Below are 20,679 nucleotides of genomic sequence, written 5' to 3' on the forward strand. Positions count from 1 at the left end.
CCAAGCCCGACTCTTACCCCCTCAACAAGATTACTTTCATCATTAAGCTTTAGGATATGCGAGAAAATATTGTAAAATAAAATAGTATCATCTACTCCTAATATTGAGATCATGAAACAAAAATTCAAACGCGTTATTCTCTATGTGCGCCAACATCGTGCGAATCAGGGGGTTAATGAAAGCCTACATCGCCTGGTTGAATTCTTGCACCATGAGAAAGTCGATACGTATTTAGATATCGATACAGCCACACATTTTGATGTGGACTTACCAACACTTGATCGCAATCTTATGGGGAAAAAGCAGGATTTGATTGTTGTAGTCGGTGGAGACGGTAGTCTGTTGTCTGCTGCCCGTATGGCGATTAAAGTGAATGTTCCGGTTATAGGTATCAATAGAGGCCGGCTTGGGTTTCTAACGGATATCTCGCCACAAAACATTGAAAATCAGCTTAGTGCCGTCTTAAACGGTAAGTATGAAGAAGAGCTTCGCTTTTTATTGCATACCTGTATTCACGATGGTGAAACAATCTATTTTCAGGGCGATGCTTTGAATGATGTTGTTTTGGGTCGTGGTAATGAAACTCATTTGATTGAGTTTGATGTTATTATCAATCAACGCTTTGTGAGTCGTTATCGTTCTGACGGGATGATCTTATCGACCCCCACAGGTTCAACTGCCTATGCCTTATCAGCCGGTGGTCCTATTATGCATCCACAATTAAATGCCATCGTACTTGTGCCCATGTTCTCTCATAGTTTGAGCTCACGCCCTATTGTCGTCGATGGAGAAGTGAAGATCGAATTAAAAATTAGTGAACGCAATGAAAGTGATTTGCGCATCAGTTGTGATGGTCACGAGTCTCGTCTGGTTAAGCCGGGACAATTGGTGTCCATTGAAAAAAATGCACAACAACTGCGTCTATTACATCCTCTTGATTATCATTATTATGATACATTACGTGTTAAATTAGGCTGGGAATCAAAACATCAGGGCTAATCATGCTTACAACCTTGCGTATCGAAAATTTCGCCATTGTTAAAAAATTGGAACTTGATTTATCTGCCGGTATGACTGCATTTACAGGCGAAACCGGCGCTGGGAAATCCATTATGATTGACGCTCTGATGCTCGCTTTGGGTGATCGTGCCGATGCATCCGTTGTTCGTGCTGGTGAAGAAAAGTGCGACATTAATGCCAGTTTCCACATCGAACATGACTCCCCTCCCGCCAAATGGCTTCGTGAAAATGACCTGGACACAGAGGATGGCAATGTTATTTTAAGACGAGTTTTTTATGCTGAAGGTCGTTCAAAATCTTATATTAATGGCCACCCCTTTCCCTTGCAGAAAGTGAAAGAGTTAAGTGAGATGCTCGTTCATATTCACGGACAACATCAACATCAAACTCTGTTGCAGCATACAACTCATCGCGAACAACTCGACCGTTATGCAGGTCATTTTGCACTGCTTGATGAAGTTCAACAGTTATATAAAAAATGCCAAAAAATTAAACAAGAATTGGATGCACTGAATAATCGAAGTAATGATAACGATAAAATCGTTTTGTTGAAATTTCAAATTGAAGAATTAGCGGCACTTAATTTACAAGGGAAAGAAATGCAAAGCCTGCATGAGGAACATCAATTACTTCATCATGCTTGTGATTATTTACAAAATACGCAACGCATTGTTCATTTATTAAATGCCGATGATGAATCTAATATTTGCCAGGGTCTTAATCAGATTCTGCAATTATTACAAGAGTTGCCGCAGGAAAACTCTGCGATTAAAAATAGTTGTGAACTTATCAATAGCGCCCTAATTCAATGCGAAGAAACACTTGACGAAGTTAAACAATTCTCAGAACAGGTGCAATTAGACCCTGAGCGTTTAAAAGATGTTGAAACGCGTATGAGCATGCTTCACCAAATGAGTCGCAAATACCATGTTGATGTTAACAATTTAGCCGACCATTTAGTTCACCTACAAACACAGTTAGAACAACTAGAGGATGCTGAGAATCGTAGCGCTACCCTTGAAAAGGATTATCAAGAGCAATTGAAAGCCTTTGAGCGTGCAGCCCTCAAATTACGCAGCTCGCGTGAAACCGCTGCCAAAAAATTGGCCGCAGAAATAACAACAACCATTCAACAATTAGGCATGCCCAAAGGTTACATTAGTATTGAAATTACTCCTCTTGAAAAAATGCAGGCCCATGGTTTAGATAAGGTCGAATACAATGTATGCACTAATCCCGGGATGGCTCCAGATAGCATGGCGAAAATTGCTTCTGGTGGTGAGCTTTCAAGAATAAGCCTGGCTATTCAAATGATTACTGCTCAACGTGGTTCAACGCCTACTTTGCTTTTTGATGAAGTTGATGTAGGTATTGGTGGCGCTACCGCAGCCTTGGTAGGGCAGTTATTGCGTAAGCTCGGTGAACGCTTACAGGTTTTTTGTGTGACTCATCAACCCCAGGTAGCATCCTGTGCGCATCAACACTATATCGTCGAAAAACATAGCGATAATCAGCAAACTTATTCGCGTATTGTCGCGTTAGATAATCAAGAAAAGATTAATGAAATAGCACGCATGCTAGGAGGTTTGACCATTACAGAGCAAACGCGCTCTCATGCTAAAGAGCTTCTAGCACAAGCGCACGCCTAATTGTTTAAGGCAGACGCTGGGCAAGCCAATATCTTTGTTATTTAATGACTACCTCCCGCCCAAACTGATTCTGCCGGTAAATTCGGATAGCCATAAACACCATGGACACATTGTAAACGATATTGATTCCTACATAACAAATAATTGCCCCAATGAGATTCAGCCAGGGAATTAGGATCAAACAAGCGATAATCTGCAAGAGTAAAAGATATAGGGTTAACTTTGCTCCTACTCGACTACCTTCTTGTGAATATTGGATCATTTTATACAAAGGCATGGATATCGCATAAGTGAAAATATTTATTAAACAGATATAAGTATAAGGCAGGGCATCAATAAAATTTGATTGATAAAGCAGCAAAATATTTTTGGCAAAAAGCCCAATAAGCAAGGCAATAATACAAGCAATACCAAAGCAAATAAGGAGGTATTTTTTCATTATTTTTAACAATTTTTCTTTACTTTGCGCAAACCCGGCAGAAATATCCGGGCCAATCAAAATACCAATAGGACCAATGGCTATAAATGCCAAAGAAATAATCGAAGTAACAGCCGAAAATAACCCTGTTGCATGTTCTGTATGTCCCAGCCATTCGATGACCAATAATGGGATAGCTGTAAAGACATATTTGTTTAAATTCTGTACTGTATAGCCGTACATTTTTTCTTTCCAGACATCCACTGTATCACTGGGCTCAGTTTCAGGATTTAAAAATACTTGAAGTTTGGTCCTTTGCTGAATAATAAATGCCACACCTACAAAAAATAGATAGCTTAAGATAAAACCAATTAGCATTACATGAGGGAAATAGCTGGGGTTATCATGAAATAAAACAGGATAGAGGTAAAAATAAGTAAATAAACTTAGTAAAAAATATAATACTGTTTGCATTAAACTTAGGCTTACAGCGGTGCGCATATAATCGACAGCCCGGAAAAACTGTAAATAGATGCTATAGATTGAAATTCCCACCGCCCCCCAAAGAAAAAGGCTCAGAGGATGACTAATTTCAAAGATCTGTAAATTTTTTATTGCAGAGCTTAAGGCAATTAGGGAAAGACTTAAAAGCAATCCGCCTACAAGCAATGTCAAATAGATGGGTTTAAGAAAATCTTTTACTGAGAATGTTAAAGCAATAATTTCCTTGTATTGTTTCCTAACATACAGTTTGGGGACATAATAACCAATGATTGAGTCGATACCAAATGTAATGATTGTAGCAATTAAAAAAAGCGCATTCGTTGCAACAGTAAAATCACCAAATAAAACCTCACCAGCATGTCTTGCTACCAACATATTGATAACAAAAAGCATGAATTGATCTGCGACAATGATTAATAAATTGAATAAAAATTCCATAAAGATTGTTACCAAATAATAAGAATATCAATATATCGTTAACCTGTAGGTTTGACCATCCAAATAATAAATATAGCAACAAAAACCACATTGTAAAAAATTATTACTAATCAATCGTTTATATAAATCTATATCCACACGCAGTCTTTGCTTTTAGAAAAAAATGTTTAAGATACATTTATACTTAATATGGAATGTTGATACAAAGGATAATAATGATTGGACTCATTCAAAAAATTCTACTTAGCATGGTTCAAGATTTAAAAGGTGAGGAAGGTATGATAGAGCTTAAGAAACTAGCAAACGTACCTGTAGATAAATCTTTTCAAATTAATAATATATATTCAGATGAGGAGTGGCAACGGCTATTTCTGGCAGCTCAAACTTTATTGCGCCTAAGTCCTGAAGAAGTAGAGGCGCATTATGCTAACTACTTTGGTAAGGATGTCGTCCATCGCTTCCCCACTTGGTTTAATATGTCCCCAAACTCTTATGAGTTCCTATCTATACAACCCACTATTCATAATTGTTTTGCGACAAGTATGGCGGATGCAGAAACGCGGCAGGCAATTAATGAAAAATTTAGATTAGAAAAATTACCCAATCAGCTGATTACCCACTATCGCTCCCCTAATAGATTATGCGGTTTGTACAAAGCTTTAGCCCGCTGGGTAGTTGACTATTATCATGACGAAGCAAGTATAGAGGAAAAAAAATGTCTAAAATTAGGAAATGACGAATGTGAAATCCACATTCAATGGACAGAGCTGAGGAATTAATATGCAGCATCCAGCATTACATGAGATCCAAAAAAATATTGAAGAAATGGCGAATCAGCTTTGCTTGGCTGTTAAAGGTGAGTTTGATTTTACAATCAAAATTGATACTGAAAATGAAAGTATGCAAAAACTTACCATGCTGGTTAATTTTGTTCTTGATACTGCTCGCCGCTCCTTAGTGGATGTCAGAGAGAAAAATACACGATTAATGGAACTTGATCAGCTGAAATCTGATTTCATTGCAAATGTGAGTCATGAGCTGCGAACACCTTTGACTTTGATTTTAGCGCCACTGAAAACTATTTTAGAAAATAATGATTTGGCGCTCCCTCAGGATGTCTTGCAGAATTTAGAAAGAATTCAAAGAAATGCTGCGAGACTGTTCACCCAAGTTAACAATATTCTTGATTTTTCAAAACTTGAAGCAGAAAAATTTCAACTTCGTGAAGAACCGATTGATTTGAAAAAATTTCTCTCTCAACTAATAGACGATGCTCAAGATTTGGCAAAAGAACGACATATCCACTTAACATTTCAGACGAAAGGAAAAAACAAAGCCGTGCTTCTTGATAAAAGCATGCTTGAGAAAACTCTTTTAAATTTAATTTCTAATGCGCTTAAATTTACGCCTGCTCAAGGATTCATTACCGTTGAATTAAAGCAACAAAATGAAGCTATGTGTTTACGCGTCAGTGATAGCGGCCCCGGAATTCCCAAAGAGCAAATTCCCTATATTTTCGATCGTTTTCATCAAGTTGACTCTTCAAGCACTCGTGCTTACGAAGGTACCGGAATAGGCTTAACTGTTGTTAAGCAGTTTGTAGAAATGATGCAGGGAAGTATTTCTGTGGATAGTGAAATCGGTAAGGGTACAACATTTATTATCAACTTACCTGTTCAACTTGCGAATCGCTCGGACTATCCAGAAAAGCAGGCGAATTTCACAACAGATTCTACATTTGAAAACTTCAAAGCAGGCCTTGCTACCAGCAGTTTTGAAAACAATACGCCGGATGATTTCCTGTCAGAAAACAGACAACTGCCTCTTTTGATTCTTGCTGATGACAATCCTGATATCCGTACCTATATCGTCTCTTTATTGAAAGACAAATTCAACGTAGTTACTGTTGATAACGGTAAAGCAGCGCTTGAAGCTGTGCGTCAACACAATCCTCAAGTTATCTTATCCGATATTATGATGCCTATCATGGATGGCTATCAATTAACAAGAGCACTTAAAGCGCACAAGGAAACCTGCAACATTCCAATTATTTTAATTACTGCCAAAGCCGGAGATGAAGCGGTCGTCACTGGTCTTAACGTTGGAGCGGATGACTATCTCGTAAAACCTTTTTCCCCACAGGAGTTAATTGCGCGTACTACTGCTGCGTATAAGCAATATGAGAGTTACTTGGAAAATTGCAGACTTAACTCGCAGCTAGTCAGTATTGCAAGAAGAGCAGGCATGGCTGATCTTGCTACATCCATCTTACATAACATTGGTAATGTGCTTAATAGCGCCAATGTATCGCTAGATATGATAAAAGAACATTCCAATCCATCTTATTTACAAGATTTAAGGACTGTTTCTTTAATGTTTAAAGAGCATAAAGGCACTTTAACGTCCTATCTTACTGAGGATGCTAAAGGAAAACTCTTACCTGATTATCTACTTGCATTGATAAGAAAAATCAATCAAGAGCACGAAACCATTGGAAAAGAGATGCTTTGTTTACGCAATCAAATTGCCCATATTAAAGATGTGGTTGCCATGCAAAAATCGCTTTGTGGCGTTTCCGGTGTCTTCGAACAATTGTCAGTCAATGAAATCATTATCAATGCCATTGAGATGTGTAAAAGTGCTTTGGATAAGCAAGCAGTCCAAATACACTACGATAGCAAAGAAAGCATTTTTGTCGTAACGGATAAAGCCAAATTGCTACAAATACTCATCAATCTCATTCAAAATGCTATTGACGCCTTAAGTGCATCTGATGAAGCTATTAATAAAATCATACGCCTTACAGTCGCAGAGTACCCTGAGGCAAATAATCTCACCATTAAGATACAAGACAATGGAACAGGCATTAAAGAAGAAGATCGCGATAAAATCTTTAGCTTCGGCTTTACCACCAAATCTTATGGTCATGGGTTCGGTTTACATACAAGCGCTCTTGCTGCTAAAGAATTAGGCGGTAACTTACAAATGGACAGCAAGGGTTTCGGTTATGGAGCAGAATTTATTTTGACACTACCCTCAACGCAGGTAGAACGGAGATATTTGCATGGCGACAACAACTTCGAGAAGCGTAAAAATTCTCATTATTGATGACAATCCTGCCATTCATTCAGATTTCATCAAGATACTAACCACTAAAAATACGCTTGAGGATAATGAGTTAGCCAATTTTGAGCATCAAATCTTCGGTAAAAAACGTAGTTCTGAACTACCCACGTTTCGTCTAATTACGGCAATGCAGGGTCGAGAAGGCGTTGCTAAAATCGCCGAAGGTTTGGAAGACAATGACCCTTATGCATTGGCCTTTGTCGATATTCGTATGCCTCCGGGCTGGGATGGTGTCGAGACAGCTCGAAAAATTTGGGAACTGGATCCGAATATTCAAATCGTTCTTTGTACCGCCTACTCAGACTATACCTGGGAAGAAACAATTCAGCACTTAGGTCAACGAGAAAATTTGCTTATTCTTAAAAAACCTTTTGATAGCATCGCTGTCAGACAATTGTCTTGTGCCTTGAGTAAAAAATGGCAGCTCTTGCAGGAATCACGTGCCTACACACAATTATTAGAAACACAAGTTAAAGAAAGGACTCAATCTTTGCAAGAATCTTTGTCTGTCACCAGAGGAACTCTTGAGTCTTCGGCTGACGGTATTTTAGTGGTGAACAATCAAAATCAAGTTATTGATTACAATGAAAATTTGATGAAAATGTTTCAAATTTCCAAAGCAGCTCTGGTTGAACAGGAAGCACAACATATTCTTGAATACCTTGCCGAAAAAATTGAAACCCCAGATGTTTTCCTGAAATTTACCAGTAAATTAGCAAACTCAAAAAAGAACAGCAAAACGATGACTTTAAAATGCAAAGATCGTCGCATTCTTGAAATTTATACACAGCCCTACAAGTTACATGACACAATCTCTGGACGTATTTGGTGTTTTCGCGATATTACCAAACGCGCTTTATTAGAAGAGCAACTGCATCATCAAGCGACTCATGATTCATTAACGCAACTGCCCAATAGAGTGCTACTGACCGACAGACTGTCACAATTAATTTCTTACTCGAAACGCAATAACTCGATGTTTTGCGTGCTATTTTTTGATTTAGATCGTTTTAAGTTAATTAATGACAGTTTCAGCCATATCGCGGGGGACAAGTTATTACAAGACGTTGTTCAACGAATTCGTCAAGTCATGCGAGAGGAAGACACGCTGGCAAGACTCGGGGGAGACGAATTTGTAGCCTTGTTAAAATCACATGATGAAACCAATGTTGCGAAAATTGCTAAAAAATTACTTGATGTATTTCATACCCCATTTGAGGTTAACTCTCATCAAATTTGGATAACTCCAAGCATCGGCATTGCTACTTTTCCCCGAGATGGTGAAACTATCGATGAGTTACTACGTAATGCAGATATAGCCATGTATCGGGCCAAAGAGCAGGGTGGCAATCAATTTCAGTTTTATACCTATAGCCTGGGTAAAAAAAGTGTGGCTCGTATGGAAATGGAGGCCGAATTGTATCAGGCTCTTGAAAAAAAAGAGTTCTTTTTGTGCTATCAGCCACAGCTCGATTTTAAAACCAGAAAATTAGTATCCGCCGAGGCGTTAATTCGTTGGCGACATCCTAAAAAAGGTATTCTGCTACCCATCAATTTTATCCCTATGGCTGAGGAAACAGGATTAATTCTTCCTATTGGTGAATGGGTTTTGCAAGAAGCTTGCAAGCAAAATAAACAATGGCAAAAACTTAGTCTTCCTAAAATTCGTGTTGCCGTTAATGTGGCAACCAAGCAGCTTAAACATCCTGAGTTTGGTCAAGTCATTCGCAGAATATTGACAGAAACAGAGCTTAGCCCTGAATTTCTTGAGATAGAAATTACGGAAAATGTAATTTTAACCAGTCTGGAAGCAACGGCAATTTTTAACGATCTAAAAAAACTCGGTATTCATCTGGCTTTGGATGATTTCGGTTCAGGCTATATGCTTCTGAATCATCTTAAAATTTTTCCCATCGATAGAATCAAAATCGATAGAACGTATATAAATAATATTCATTACAATAAAGTGGATGAAGTCATTATTCAGGCAATTATTGCCATAGCTCGAAGTCTTGATCTCGAAATTGTCGCCGAAGGTGTAGAATCGAGCGAGCAAATCAAATTTCTAGAAACCCATGAATGCACAGAAGGGCAAGGTTATTATTTTTGCAAACCACTCGCTTCAGAGGAATTTGAGGTCTTTTTAAGGAATACCATGACGGAAAGTTTCTAGACCATTCTCTTCTCTAATTCATGATAAATATCGTCATAATCTTTCGAAGAAAAATCTTGCTCATTGGGATAGAGAATATAATCTTCAGTCTTATCTTTTTGATAAATAAGATAATCGTATTTATGATTAGAATTAATTTGAATAATTATTCCTAATTTATCGGCCATCACATTTGATTTAAACCAATGAATTTCCTTCGCATTTGAAATATCCGGTATCAAAGCAAACGCTAAAAATTCATCGCGAGTGATTTTTATCATGGTCTATCCTTAATAAACTGACTATATCCAAAATTAAAATCTTTTATTTGATGATGAATCCCTAAAAGAATAGAAAACAGTTATCATTTTTTCAAATGATCCTGCTAACTAATTGATTTTTTTTAAAAATATCCCTTTAAAACATATTATTTTTCACAAACCTAAAAACAACCTAATGAATTTAAATTAATTTTTAAATAAATTTAATGTTTTTTTGTAAATACTTTCCTTGCTTTGTTCTGAATGGACTATATTAATTAAAAAAGACGTTAATAATCTTGAGGCTCTAAGGATATCTAAGACTCAGCAATGGAGATAACATGAATCAGTATACGTATAAGGGTTTTAAAGTAATTTATCAGGTGGACTCGTCGGATGCGGCCCCTAATTTATACAAAGCGGATGGATACGTAGTTCGTGCAACGGATAATCGCAATTCAACTTCCCCTCAAAAATTTCATACTGAATACCCTACTAAAAAGGGCGCAGAAACCGAAATCAAAAAACTTCTTGAAGACTACATCGATTTTGAGTGGCAAGAGTTTTACGAAATGAAAAATGAAACCTGATTTTTATTTTTTAAAAACTCAGTTATCGACGCACAAATGCAGCCAGGATAATTAAGCTTATTCCCCCAATTAACAGGGTTGTTGCCAATGGTCTGTCATGGACCTTTTCTATGGCCACATTTGAATATTCCTTAATATTATCGCCAACATCGGTTACTGTATCACGAGTTTCTTCATAGAGATTATTTGTTAATTTCTTGCCCTTTTTAAAAATTTTGTTTACTTGTTTTTTTAAATCAGAATTTCCAGCAATTCTAATATCCATCGTAATTACTCCCTTAATTGAAATTATGTCTTTTCTCAAGTATAGCAAATCACCTCTACTGGATGCCTCGGACAAGCCGAGGCAGGTAGAGAGGTTGTTGCGATGACCCCACTCTACGTAGCTCTGATAAACCATACAACGTATCCTGATGGCCCCCTATGTACCGCGGACAAGTCGACCCCCACATATCTCTGACAGTTTCACTCTTCGCACCACTGACAGTTTCACTCTTCGCACCACTGACAGTTTCACTCTTCGCACCACTGACAGTTTCACTCTTCGCACCTCTGATAGGGTCCCCACCCTACGTACCTCGGCTTGTCCGAGGTATCCAGGAAAATTTCTGTTGCGATTCCGTGACTCATATCAATAGGTGGCCAAGCGCCGCAACCGACATATGTTAAATAATGCTTCACACTGTAAATGCTTGCTCTTTATCGACCAAAACAATACGATATGCTTTTTTTAAAGGCATATTTGTTATGAAATTAAGTGTCAATGAAAAGAAGTTGCAATCTTTCTATCACTTAAAGATTGTCGAGTTCAGTAATTTAGTTGATGAAATGATTCAGGCGTTCCAAGAGCGTAGAGCGTTTCATTTTCCTTATAGTTCCTTAGACAATTTAGTTGTTTTTTTGCGTCAAATTAGTAATGTAGAACTAAAAAACTCACTGCTTGTGGAATTAGATGAAATAGTCCTATCTCGTCTAGGTCAGTTTAATCCTAAAATTTTTGAAAAATATAATACTATTCGGGGTATAGCCAGAAAAAATACACCTGACGCTATCACTGACGAAAATTCATATCATCCTTAATATTTCTTACGTAATGGCCGTAACTGAATATTCTGCTCTCTATCAACTAACAACAAATGATTGGCAGGCACGTCCTGCCAATCCGTATTAAAATCCGTAAGTCTTTCAGAGGCAATCAGACAGCACTGATGAACATGTTCAGGCTGTGAAGAAACATCGACACAATGATTGAAGGTTGCAAAACAGCTCCCCACAAAATAATGCAAGGACTCAGGCTTGGCTTTTTTATGGGTAGTATAGCGGCTAGCAATTAACCGCTCCCCATCTGTCAAACAGACATTAAAATAAGACGCATCACTTGCCCCAAAATATTTAATTAATTCATTAATTTGGGCGAACGTTTCTTCTAGAATATCAGCAACTACCGACAATTCACTTAAATCTTTTCCCTTAGCCAATTGCAAAAATAATGCGAATATGTGTTCTGAATCTGTTTCGCCTTGAATCCAGTGATAAATATCATCATCGAGTAAATGGCGGATATGACGTTTAACCACAATGAAATCTGCAATATCACCATTATGCATGAGCATCCATCGTCCATGGATAAATGGATGACAATTGAAATTTGTGACTCCTCCAGCACCAGCAGCTCTTACATGAGCAAAAAAGCAAGGGGATTTAATCTTGGCAGTCAAATTCAATAAATTTCTATCATTCCAGGCTGGCGAAATTGAAGTAAAGAGGGCAGGTTCAAGACTAATGGATGGGGTATACCATCCCAAGCCAAAACCATCTCCATTAGTGGGCACAACAGTTTCCCGTGCATGTAAACTTTGCATCACAATGGAGTTAACAGGTTTAACCAATATATCATCCAATAAAGCTTCATGTCCTAGGTAGGCGACAAAACGGCACATGGGAAACTCCAATTTTTATTTTTAACTATAGCAAGAAAAATTGAAGATATTTTTTATTATTATTAAATTTCTTCAAGACTAATCATTTACGCTTTTTTCTGGGCTTTTGCAGAGTCCTTTTTAGGCAATGTTTTTTTACTTTTTTTGTCCTTTCCCATACTCTTTTTCAACAGACTAATGAAATCGACAACATCATCCGGTTTTCGAACCCTCGTTTTGGCGCCTTTACCCATTTCTTTTTCGGCTTCTTCTGTTTTCTTCTCAAGCCATTTTGCTAAAGCGTCCTGATAATCATCATGATATTTTTCAGGCTCCCACGGGGCAGTCATATCTTTAATCAAATCAACGGCCATTTTCATTTCCCGCTCTGAAATTTTATAGGAGGTAAGCGATTCTGTCGGGACTTTTAAATCGTCTTCTTTGCGAATTTCCTGTTGAAATCGAATAAGATTGAGTACGAGTGCATTCTCATGAGGCATGACTAAAGACAAATACTCTTTAGTACGAATCATTACCTTTGCCACACCCACTTTTTTGGTTTTTTTTAATGCTTCTCTTAATAAAACATAGGCTTTTTGATTTTTAGAATCAGGGACAATGTAATAAGGTTTATCAAAGTATAAATTGTCTATTTCATCTAATTCAATAAACTCTTCTATATCAATCGATTTATAAACTTCAGGACTTGCTTCTTCAAAGGCTTTTTCATCAACAATAATGTAACTTCCTTTATCGAATTCATAACCTTTTACAATTTGTTCCCAAGGAACTTCTTTATCCGTATTGCTATTAACACGTTTGTAACGAATACGCGACTTATCGCGTGCATCTAATAAATGAAAATGTAAATCTTTTTTTTCCTCAACCGGTATAATTTGCACCGGGATAGTAACCAACCCAAATGAGATATCTCCTTTCCATATGGCTTTCATAACATCCTATTCCTAAAATGTTTACATATTTTAAGTATAGATTTTCATAAAATTTAATAGAAAATTTTTACAAATTTTATCTTAAATTTATAAAAAATTATTTAAATATTAACTTGTTATTTTTTGTAAAAAATGACAATTTCCTAGAGGTTTTTTGGTATTTTATCGCCACCTTCTTTAATCACTTTTGTTGTCAAACCATCGACCACCATATAACCATCAACCTCATTTTTAATGGTATTAAACGTGTTTAGTCCTTCTTTTCTTACATGATTTAGAAAATCTGAAGAAACATAACGCCCAGTCTCTAAATACCGCAGATTCGCTCTTTGTATGGCGATATCAAAAGGTATTTGCAGATAAATAATATAAACCTTATAACCCTTATCTTTTAATTGGTTAATGAATTCCATATAGAATTGAGGATCAGACATCGACGCATCGTAAATTACATTATAAACACAAGGCCTTCCAAGAGAGTCTAATACCTGCGTAACAATGTCTTTGACTTCCGCTTGAGTATTAAAGGCATTCCATCCTTTATATTCGGGAAGTTGGGCACGAATATCATCGGCATCAATAATAATAAAATGTTGCTTAATCCTTGGAATTTTTTTATTTAAATAACTTGTTTTACCAGCTCCTGGATAACCACCCGTTAGTAAAGCAATCGGTTTATCGACACGGCAAGGTTTATTCTGTAATAACTTATCAATAATCTGATGGTGGAGTTGCTGGCGGCTTGTCGAATAGCTTTGGCTTTTATCATTAAAATGCAGTGACTTGGTAGAGGGCGCCTTATCAATGCAGGCTTCAAGTAGAGTCATTGCTTGAGGGTCAATTCTTAACCTGCCTTGTTTATCTAATGGTGGACACAACTCTGCACCAGTGGCCAAATTAACCCATAAGGCTAGTAACACAATGAATGATGATTTTGCATTTTTCATTCTCAAATATCAGTCCTACTCAATCTTTACTTGTAGCTTTTCTCGGCTGCTTCTCCAGGCCCGTTTCATAATTTCCGTATTAAACGATGTTGCTATTTCGCCTTTAGCATTTAATGCTATCACCCCCATCTCTCCTTTTAACTGTTTGGTGCGCTCGTGGATGACATAGTCGCAAGCTTCTTGCAAATTCATCGCTTTAAACTCAATCAAGGAAGCAATAGTATTTGCTACAACTGCCCTTATTAAATACTCCCCTTCACCGGTTCCAGATACCGCGCAGCTTACATTATTAGCGTAGCAGCCAGCTCCAATAAGGCAACTATCTCCTACTCGACCGGGTAAGCAGTTACTAAGCCCCCCTGTCGAAGTAGCAGCAGCAATGTTCCCCTGGCTGTCCAAAGCAACAGCACCGACTGTTCCCATCATTTTTTTATTCAAAATCTGCTCAAAGGATTCATTCTTATTGCGCTTTTTAAACTCTTCGAGCTGATGCTTAGTGATAAAGTAAGACTCAGGCTCAAGATGGAGATTTTTTATTTTTGCTAACTCCAGGGCACCGTAGCCAGAAAGATAAACGTGGTGTGTCATATCCATGATTAATCGGGCTAACATTACAGGATTACGCACTTCGCGAACCATCGATACAGCACCCGCCTTTAAATTTTCTCCATCCATGATGGATGCGTCCATTTCGACTTCACCAGCACAATTAAGAGCAGAACCCTTTCCAGCATTGAACAATGGATTATCTTCAAGGTACCTCACAGCCATTTCAACCGCATCAAGAGCACTCCCGCCGTCCTCGAGAAAAGCAAAACCCGCCTGCACAGCTTCTGCTAATCCTTCTTCGGTTTGTAAGCGGTTAATTTTAAGAAAAGAACTGTATTCTCCAGCTCCTCCATGAACTGCAATAGCGACAATACTCATAGTCGTCCTTGTAATTATTTATTCTTCTCACGACGAGGGATTGCCGGATTAGCCAGCTTACGCGTAGCAATTGAAAATTGACAGCCTTTCACTAACAAATGGACTTTCAAATTTTCAACAAAAACTGCCTCACCCTCAGCCACATTGGTAATATTGGTTTGCACAATATTTCTACCATCAATAATAACAACCATTCCTGAACCGCGACATTCTGCATCAGAGCCGTTTTTAATGATCAAGGCAGTATCTTCACCCAATCCAATGCCAAGTTGCTCAGGATTCATAATAACCGCGTGAGCGAGCCTTCCAAATCGACCTCGCTTAATAAAATGAGTGTCAATAATGCAGGATTGTAAAATTCCCAAACCTGAGGAAGTCATTAGATTTCGGTAAATTAATGCTTCTGTTAAACCGCCACTGGTAATCATGATAGATGACATCACCATGGCGCCTGCACTAGTTCCTGCCACGATAAAATTAGTATCATTTTGATACCTGTTTTTTACGATATCAATAAAGGGAGTCCCCCCTAAAATGGTGGATAACCTAAATTGATCACCCCCGGTAAAAAAAATCGTGCCCGCATCCTCTGCTCTTCTTAATATTTCTTTATTACGGGCCTGCTTTCTTTCTTTTATATGTAAGAAGCCAATATTCTTGTAACCAATTTCATGAAAGACTTTTTTATAGACACGCTTCACCTCGTTTGGTACTTCGGAACCTGTAGTTATCATTTCTATTTTTTTATTTTCCGAATCAGGCAATAACTCACTTAATATCTCATAGCGGGTAAATTCTTTTTTTTGCTCAATGATATCTGGTGGCTCATCCACTTTATCTTCAGCCCCACCAATAATCAGTAATTTAGCTTTTGGTAACATAGGGATTCCATTATGTGTCTTTAAAAAAGACATACCCTCCCTGATGCATTGTATATGCCAGTCTTGATAATTACTCCCTTTACACCACTACTTCCTCTCGACGCAGTTTAAAATTTAATTCTACTTTTTTCATAAAGTTAACCACGCGAAATACATTTTCAACTGAAAAATAGATAAAGGAATTTGGAGTCGCTTCCCGCATTGCATAACAAATCGCTTCCAATTCATCAGAAACAATAGTGACGAGAGGGTTTAACTTAGATTCATTAATACCTTTTTTTAATAATTCCGTCATTTCCTCCTTAGTTCGTCCGCGACCATCTTGATCATGACGAATAATAATTTCATCGAACATATAAGCGGAGTGATAACCAAGTTTTGTGATATCTTCATTACGTCGGTCACCAGGTGCCGTAATAATACCTATCTTCTTCTCGCACTGGATAGTACTTAGGTATTTTTGAAGCTCAACAAAAGCACCTTCGTTATGGGCATAATCAACCATGACTTGATAGTCAGCAAAATCAAATAAATTCATGCGTCCCGGAATATTTTCTACAGTCGGGTAAAAAGTGAATAGCGCGTTTTGCATCAGCTCTAAAGAGAATTTACTGACGAAACCTGCCAATACTGCAGGAAGTATATTTTGAATCATACATGTTGCTGTACCTTCTAATGTCAGTGGTAACTCAGATACCCTCGCCAAGGCATGCTTTTTAGTGCCGTCATTAATGACGATGACATCATTTTCAAGATAGGCAGCTAACCCTCCTGCAGTACAATGTTCTTGAATCAAAGGGTTTTCATAACGACTAAAAAGAGCAATATGGCAATTAAGTTCATCTTTAAGTCCATACACCAGCCTGTCATCAGCATTTAAAATAGCATATCCACCTTTTTTGGTGCTATGAGCTACCACACTTTTAACCCTGGTGAGCTCTTCGAGCGTCTGAATGTCATTTAACCCTAAATGATCACTCGTAATATTGGTGATAATGCTAATTGTGCTCTCATTAAATCCCAATCCTGCGCGCAAAATACCTCCACGAGCACACTCGAGTACTGCAAAATTGACTTTTGGATCTTGCAACACAACCCGAGCACTTGCAGGGCCACTGCAATCTCCTTCATAAATAAGCTTATTGTCGATATAAACACCTTCAGTGGTCGTATAACCCGTATAGTAACGGGCTTGCTTCGCTAAATGGGCAATTAGGCGGACTACAGTTGTTTTTCCATTGGTTCCGGTAACTGCTACTAATGGAATTCCCGCTTGAGAGTCTGCTGGAAACAACATATTTAGAATAGGTTCAGCCACATTTCGTGGCTTACCATACGTGGGTGCCAAGTGCATTCTTAAACCAGGACCGGCATTCACTTCAATGATAGCGCCATTTTCCTCAGTCAACTCACTATGAATATCTTTGGCAATCACATCCACCCCACAAATATCCAGATCCATTAATCGAGCAACACGTTCCATCAAGTAATTTGTCGATGGATGCACTTCCTCCGTCACATCCGTTGCAGTTCCACCAGAGCTTATATTTGCTGCTTCTTTTAAATATAAAATTTGCTTATCAGCTAAAACAGAATCCAACGACAATTGTTTTTCTTTTAAAATAGCCAATGTTGATTCATCAATTTTTATTGCCGTTAAAAAATTTTCATGCCCCATACCACGTCGTGGATCACGATTTACTTCGTCAATCAATTGCTCAATAGTATGCTCACCATCGCCTATAACCATTGCTGGTGTACGTTTAGCTACCGCAACTACTTTATAGTTCACCACTAGAAAACGATAGTCCTCACCTTGAATATAACGTTCAACAATCACCTCATTGGCAGTCTCTTTAGCCAAATTAAATGCTAAAATTGCCTTTTCATGATTATTGATATCAACCGTCACACCCCTGCCATGATTTCCGTTTAAAGGTTTAATCGCTACTGGAAATTTAATGTGCTCAAGAGCTGCATTTAACTCATCTTCCTGACGTATCGTGCAACCAAAAGGTATTGGGATAAAATTCGATGCCAGAACCTGTTTGGTTAACTCTTTATTGGCTGCTATATCGACCCCAATGGAGCTCGTTTGCGAGCTGATGGTCGCCCAAATTTTCTTTTGATTTTGGCCATATCCTAAAATTACTAGCGAATTGTTGTCATATTGGAAATAGGGAATATTTCTTCGTTCCGCCTCGGTGAGGATTGCTTGGGTACTTGGTCCTAATTGGGCCTGAATTACAATTTGATTTAGGGCTTGGAGATTTTTTTCTAAAAGTAGATACTCTTTTTCTTCGGCTAAAGTTCTGGCTATATTTACCGCAGCTTCAGCAGCATAAAGCCCCGCGGCTTCGATTTCATAAGAAAATATGACGTTATATACACCTTCTTCATGAGCACTGTAGGTTCTGCCAAATCCACATTGCATTCCCGCCAACCACTGTAACTCCAATGCAATATGCTCGACCACATGTCCTAACCAGGTACCCTCAGTAACACGCTCAAAAAATCCTCCCTCAACGCCAGGAGAGCAACGATGGTTGTATAAGCTCGGAATTAGCGTTTTAAGTCGTTCACGAAAACCAGGTAGTAAATTAGTAGGCAGATACTCATATTTCTCCAGAGCCAACTTCATAACTATTAGTTTTTTTCTGTTATTTGACCAGTAGTTCGGCCCCTTTAAAATGTCCAATTTGAGTATCTTCATTTGTAGTCCTTTACATAGTAAGTACTTCATCGACAAATCTAATTTTTAGTGCATTAGCTATAAATCATCAAGTTTTTCTTCGTTTTAAATGCATTGTTGTTAATCAAATAGGCAAAATTGGTTTTTGCCAAGCATGATTCTGAATTATCAACACCCTTAGCTATTTACAATGGTTCCACCATTTGGATGTAATACCTGTCCTGTCATGTAAGAGGAATCTCTAGACGTTAAAAAACACATAAGCCGGAGCAATTTCTGCAGGTTGCCCAGCACGTTTCATTGGGGCTTGTGAACCGAATTCTTCCACTTCTTCAGCAGTAAAGCTTGCAGGAATTAAGGGGGTCCATACTGGTCCAGGAGCCACTGCATTAACTCGAATCCCTTTATCAATTAAATTCTGAGATAAGGAACGTGTCAACGCGGTGATTGCGCCTTTAGTAGCAGAATAATCTATAAGATGCCCGCTTCCTTTATACGCTGTTACTGAAGTTGTATTGATAATTACACTGTCTTTTTTTAGAGACGGTAATAAAGCTTTGATCATGTAAAAATAGGAAAAAAAATTTGTTTTAAAGGTTTCTTCCAGTTGCTGGCAGCTAATATCTTCGATGGAATCTTTAGGATGCTGCTCCGCAATATTATTAACCAAAATATCTATTTTTGGGCACAGTTTTAATGCTTTTTTTACTAATTCTTCGCAAGCTGTATAACTTTGTAAATTTCCTGAGATTAACCAGCAATTTCTTCCTGTCTCTTCAATAAATTGTTTTGTTTCTTCAGCATCCACATCTTCATTAAGATAATGCACGATAACATCAGCACCTTCTAACGCAAAAGCACAGGCTACAGCACGCCCAATACCACTATCTCCTCCGGTGATTAACGCGGTTTTACCTGCCAATTTATTACTCCCTTGATAATAAGGGGCTACATATTGTGGTCTCGGATGCATGGCTGCTTCGATGCCAGGTTGCTTTTTTTGATGCTGCGGCGGTTGTTGCTTTTCGCTAGTCATAGAAATCCCCTTATTGGTAAAGAGCAAAATCGCTCTTTACCAACGCAAATTACGACAAAAATTCATTGGCATTAATGTCTTGCACGATTAGGCAGAGCACCATAATATTTATGAATGGATGCTCCCCATGTAGGATTTGACATATCTGGCCAATGCTCTTTGTCGAAGCCCGGAGAGTTTTTTAGGGTTTCTTTATCCACTGCAATAATGAAACAATCTTGCGCATCGTCATAGGAAAATATGCTCCATGGCATAGCAAATAATTTATCTCCCATCCCTAAGAAGCCACCAAAAGACAATACGACGTAAGAGACAAGCCCCTCACGCTTATCAAGCATCAAGGCTTCAATTTTTCCTAAGTCCTCACCTTGCAAATTTTTGACTTTCACATTAATAACGTCTTCTGCGTTCACGATTTGATGTGTCATTTTATTTCCTCCTTGTAGTCCATCTTCCATAAGTTTTACTTATTGCCAGCGTTAGTATCTGTCGCAGCATTAGTCTCTGTTGCAGGATCAGCAGCAGTAATTTCGATTTTATCGTTAACTTGATGAACACCTTCGACTGACTTAACTACCTTTAAAATAGCTTGCTTTTCTTGTGCAGAAGCAACTTTTCCAGACAAGAAAACTTGTCCATTTTTGGTTTCCACTCCTACAGACCAGGAAGGCAGGTCTTTGCCCATAACATCTGCCTGGATTAAAGTAGCTTTAATCTTAGCTGTTAACAGAGTGTCATCTAACGGTTCTTCACTCCCTTTTACAGTCAATTTGTCAACATTAACATCACCTATACCTTGAGTTGACTCTGCTAAAGTAACGACTTTTTCATAATCAGTATCGGAATCTAATTGGCCTGAAAGATAAACTATGCCATTGGTCAAAGTGACGTTAACTTTATCTTTATAAGCTCCTAATGCTGATTGGACAGAAGAAAGTAGTGCTTCATCACTTAATTGCACTTTGTCATTTTGCATACTGTTAGATTGCAAATTATTTGCCGGAGCAGTTTGAGTTTGCGCAGGCTTTACTGCCGATTCGCTTGTGGTAGCTTCATTGTTACTTGTGTTAGCAAAAGCTCCTAAAGCTAAACCACTGGACAACAACACCGTTGCAAATTTTAATTGGATTAATTTATCCATAATACATTCCCTCATTCCATGAATCA

The 20,679-nt window shown here is 38.0% G+C and carries 19 protein-coding genes; 7 read left to right on the plus strand and 12 right to left on the minus strand.

All coding sequences use genetic code 11. The features are described from left to right. Window positions 1-111 precede the first annotated feature (111 nt). The gene (locus LHA_RS14220; protein ID WP_045107129.1) at window positions 112-999 is read left to right on the plus strand and encodes an NAD(+) kinase; all 888 of its coding nucleotides are present in this window, start codon (window positions 112-114) and stop codon (window positions 997-999) included. Between the two features lie 2 nt (window positions 1,000-1,001). Next, complete coding sequence (gene recN, locus LHA_RS14225; RefSeq protein WP_045107130.1) at window positions 1,002-2,669, plus strand: DNA repair protein RecN; 1,668 nt, start codon at window positions 1,002-1,004, stop codon at window positions 2,667-2,669. Between the two features lie 37 nt (window positions 2,670-2,706). On the opposite strand, the gene LHA_RS14230 is transcribed toward recN, so the two are convergent. Further along, complete coding sequence (locus LHA_RS14230; RefSeq protein ID WP_045107131.1) at window positions 2,707-4,029, minus strand: lipopolysaccharide biosynthesis protein; 1,323 nt, start codon at window positions 4,027-4,029, stop codon at window positions 2,707-2,709. Between the two features lie 215 nt (window positions 4,030-4,244). Here LHA_RS14230 and LHA_RS16245 point away from each other — a divergent pair, with 215 nt between their 5' ends. From LHA_RS16245 to LHA_RS14245, 3 genes are read left to right on the plus strand one after another with little or no spacing between them, the layout of a single operon-like run. Beyond that, entirely contained in the window at window positions 4,245-4,808 is a 564-nt protein-coding gene (locus LHA_RS16245) for a heme NO-binding domain-containing protein (protein ID WP_052673736.1), read from the plus strand. A gap of 1 nt (window position 4,809) precedes the next feature. After that, window positions 4,810-7,137: an ATP-binding protein gene (locus LHA_RS14240; protein ID WP_052673737.1), complete on the plus strand. Its 2,328-nt coding sequence runs from the start codon at window positions 4,810-4,812 to the stop codon at window positions 7,135-7,137. Beyond that, a complete protein-coding gene (locus tag LHA_RS14245) occupies window positions 7,094-9,328 on the plus strand; it encodes a GGDEF/EAL-containing response regulator (protein WP_045107132.1) in 2,235 nt (744 codons plus the stop codon). Before LHA_RS14240 ends, LHA_RS14245 begins: the two co-directional genes overlap by 44 nt. Here the strand turns inward: LHA_RS14245 and LHA_RS14250 are convergent. Next, a complete protein-coding gene (locus tag LHA_RS14250) occupies window positions 9,325-9,588 on the minus strand; it encodes a hypothetical protein (protein ID WP_045107133.1) in 264 nt (87 codons plus the stop codon). The two genes, LHA_RS14245 and LHA_RS14250, sit on opposite strands and share 4 nt — an antisense overlap. Before the next feature lie 320 nt (window positions 9,589-9,908). Between LHA_RS14250 and LHA_RS14255 the strand changes: the two genes are divergently transcribed. After that, window positions 9,909-10,157 (plus strand): hypothetical protein, encoded by a 249-nt coding sequence (locus tag LHA_RS14255; protein ID WP_045107134.1) that lies wholly within the window; start codon window positions 9,909-9,911, stop codon window positions 10,155-10,157. Window positions 10,158-10,179: 22 nt separating this feature from the next. Here the strand turns inward: LHA_RS14255 and LHA_RS14260 are convergent, their stop codons facing one another. Then, on the minus strand, window positions 10,180-10,422 hold the full coding sequence (locus LHA_RS14260) for a hypothetical protein (protein ID WP_045107135.1): 243 nt from the start codon (window positions 10,420-10,422) through the stop codon (window positions 10,180-10,182). A gap of 482 nt (window positions 10,423-10,904) precedes the next feature. On the opposite strand from LHA_RS14260, the gene LHA_RS14265 reads away from it, so the two are divergent. Next, window positions 10,905-11,237 carry a hypothetical protein gene (locus LHA_RS14265; protein ID WP_045107136.1) on the plus strand — a complete coding sequence of 111 codons (333 nt, stop codon included), beginning with the start codon at window positions 10,905-10,907 and terminating at the stop codon, window positions 11,235-11,237. Here the strand turns inward: LHA_RS14265 and LHA_RS14270 are convergent. The 9 genes from LHA_RS14270 to LHA_RS14310 form a co-directional block, all read right to left on the minus strand. Continuing rightward, window positions 11,234-12,097, minus strand: coding sequence for a class II glutamine amidotransferase (locus LHA_RS14270; protein WP_045107137.1), 864 nt, complete (start codon window positions 12,095-12,097; stop codon window positions 11,234-11,236). The two genes, LHA_RS14265 and LHA_RS14270, sit on opposite strands and share 4 nt — an antisense overlap. Window positions 12,098-12,183: 86 nt before the next feature. Next, the gene (ku, locus tag LHA_RS14275) at window positions 12,184-13,029 is read right to left on the minus strand and encodes a non-homologous end joining protein Ku (protein WP_045107138.1); all 846 of its coding nucleotides are present in this window, start codon (window positions 13,027-13,029) and stop codon (window positions 12,184-12,186) included. Window positions 13,030-13,172: 143 nt separating this feature from the next. After that, entirely contained in the window at window positions 13,173-13,976 is an 804-nt protein-coding gene (locus LHA_RS14280) for a zeta toxin family protein (RefSeq protein ID WP_045107139.1), read from the minus strand. Window positions 13,977-13,991: 15 nt separating this feature from the next. Continuing rightward, on the minus strand, window positions 13,992-14,903 hold the full coding sequence (locus LHA_RS14285; RefSeq protein ID WP_045107140.1) for an isoaspartyl peptidase/L-asparaginase family protein: 912 nt from the start codon (window positions 14,901-14,903) through the stop codon (window positions 13,992-13,994). Window positions 14,904-14,917: 14 nt separating this feature from the next. After that, window positions 14,918-15,784 carry a cyanophycinase gene (locus LHA_RS14290; RefSeq protein WP_045107141.1) on the minus strand — a complete coding sequence of 289 codons (867 nt, stop codon included), beginning with the start codon at window positions 15,782-15,784 and terminating at the stop codon, window positions 14,918-14,920. Window positions 15,785-15,863: 79 nt separating this feature from the next. Continuing rightward, window positions 15,864-18,497, minus strand: a complete 2,634-nt coding sequence (gene cphA, locus LHA_RS14295; RefSeq protein WP_045107142.1) for a cyanophycin synthetase — start codon at window positions 18,495-18,497, stop codon at window positions 15,864-15,866. 220 nt (window positions 18,498-18,717) lie between these two features. After that, the gene (locus tag LHA_RS14300; protein ID WP_231861937.1) at window positions 18,718-19,512 is read right to left on the minus strand and encodes an SDR family oxidoreductase; all 795 of its coding nucleotides are present in this window, start codon (window positions 19,510-19,512) and stop codon (window positions 18,718-18,720) included. A 71-nt stretch (window positions 19,513-19,583) separates the two neighbouring features. Beyond that, window positions 19,584-19,940 carry a PRC-barrel domain-containing protein gene (locus LHA_RS14305; protein WP_052673738.1) on the minus strand — a complete coding sequence of 119 codons (357 nt, stop codon included), beginning with the start codon at window positions 19,938-19,940 and terminating at the stop codon, window positions 19,584-19,586. A gap of 35 nt (window positions 19,941-19,975) precedes the next feature. Then, complete coding sequence (locus tag LHA_RS14310) at window positions 19,976-20,653, minus strand: BON domain-containing protein (protein WP_045107144.1); 678 nt, start codon at window positions 20,651-20,653, stop codon at window positions 19,976-19,978. Between the last annotated feature and the right edge of the window lie 26 nt (window positions 20,654-20,679).

This window comes from Legionella hackeliae (assembly GCF_000953655.1).
GTDB classification, from domain to species: Bacteria; Pseudomonadota; Gammaproteobacteria; order Legionellales; family Legionellaceae; genus Tatlockia; species Tatlockia hackeliae.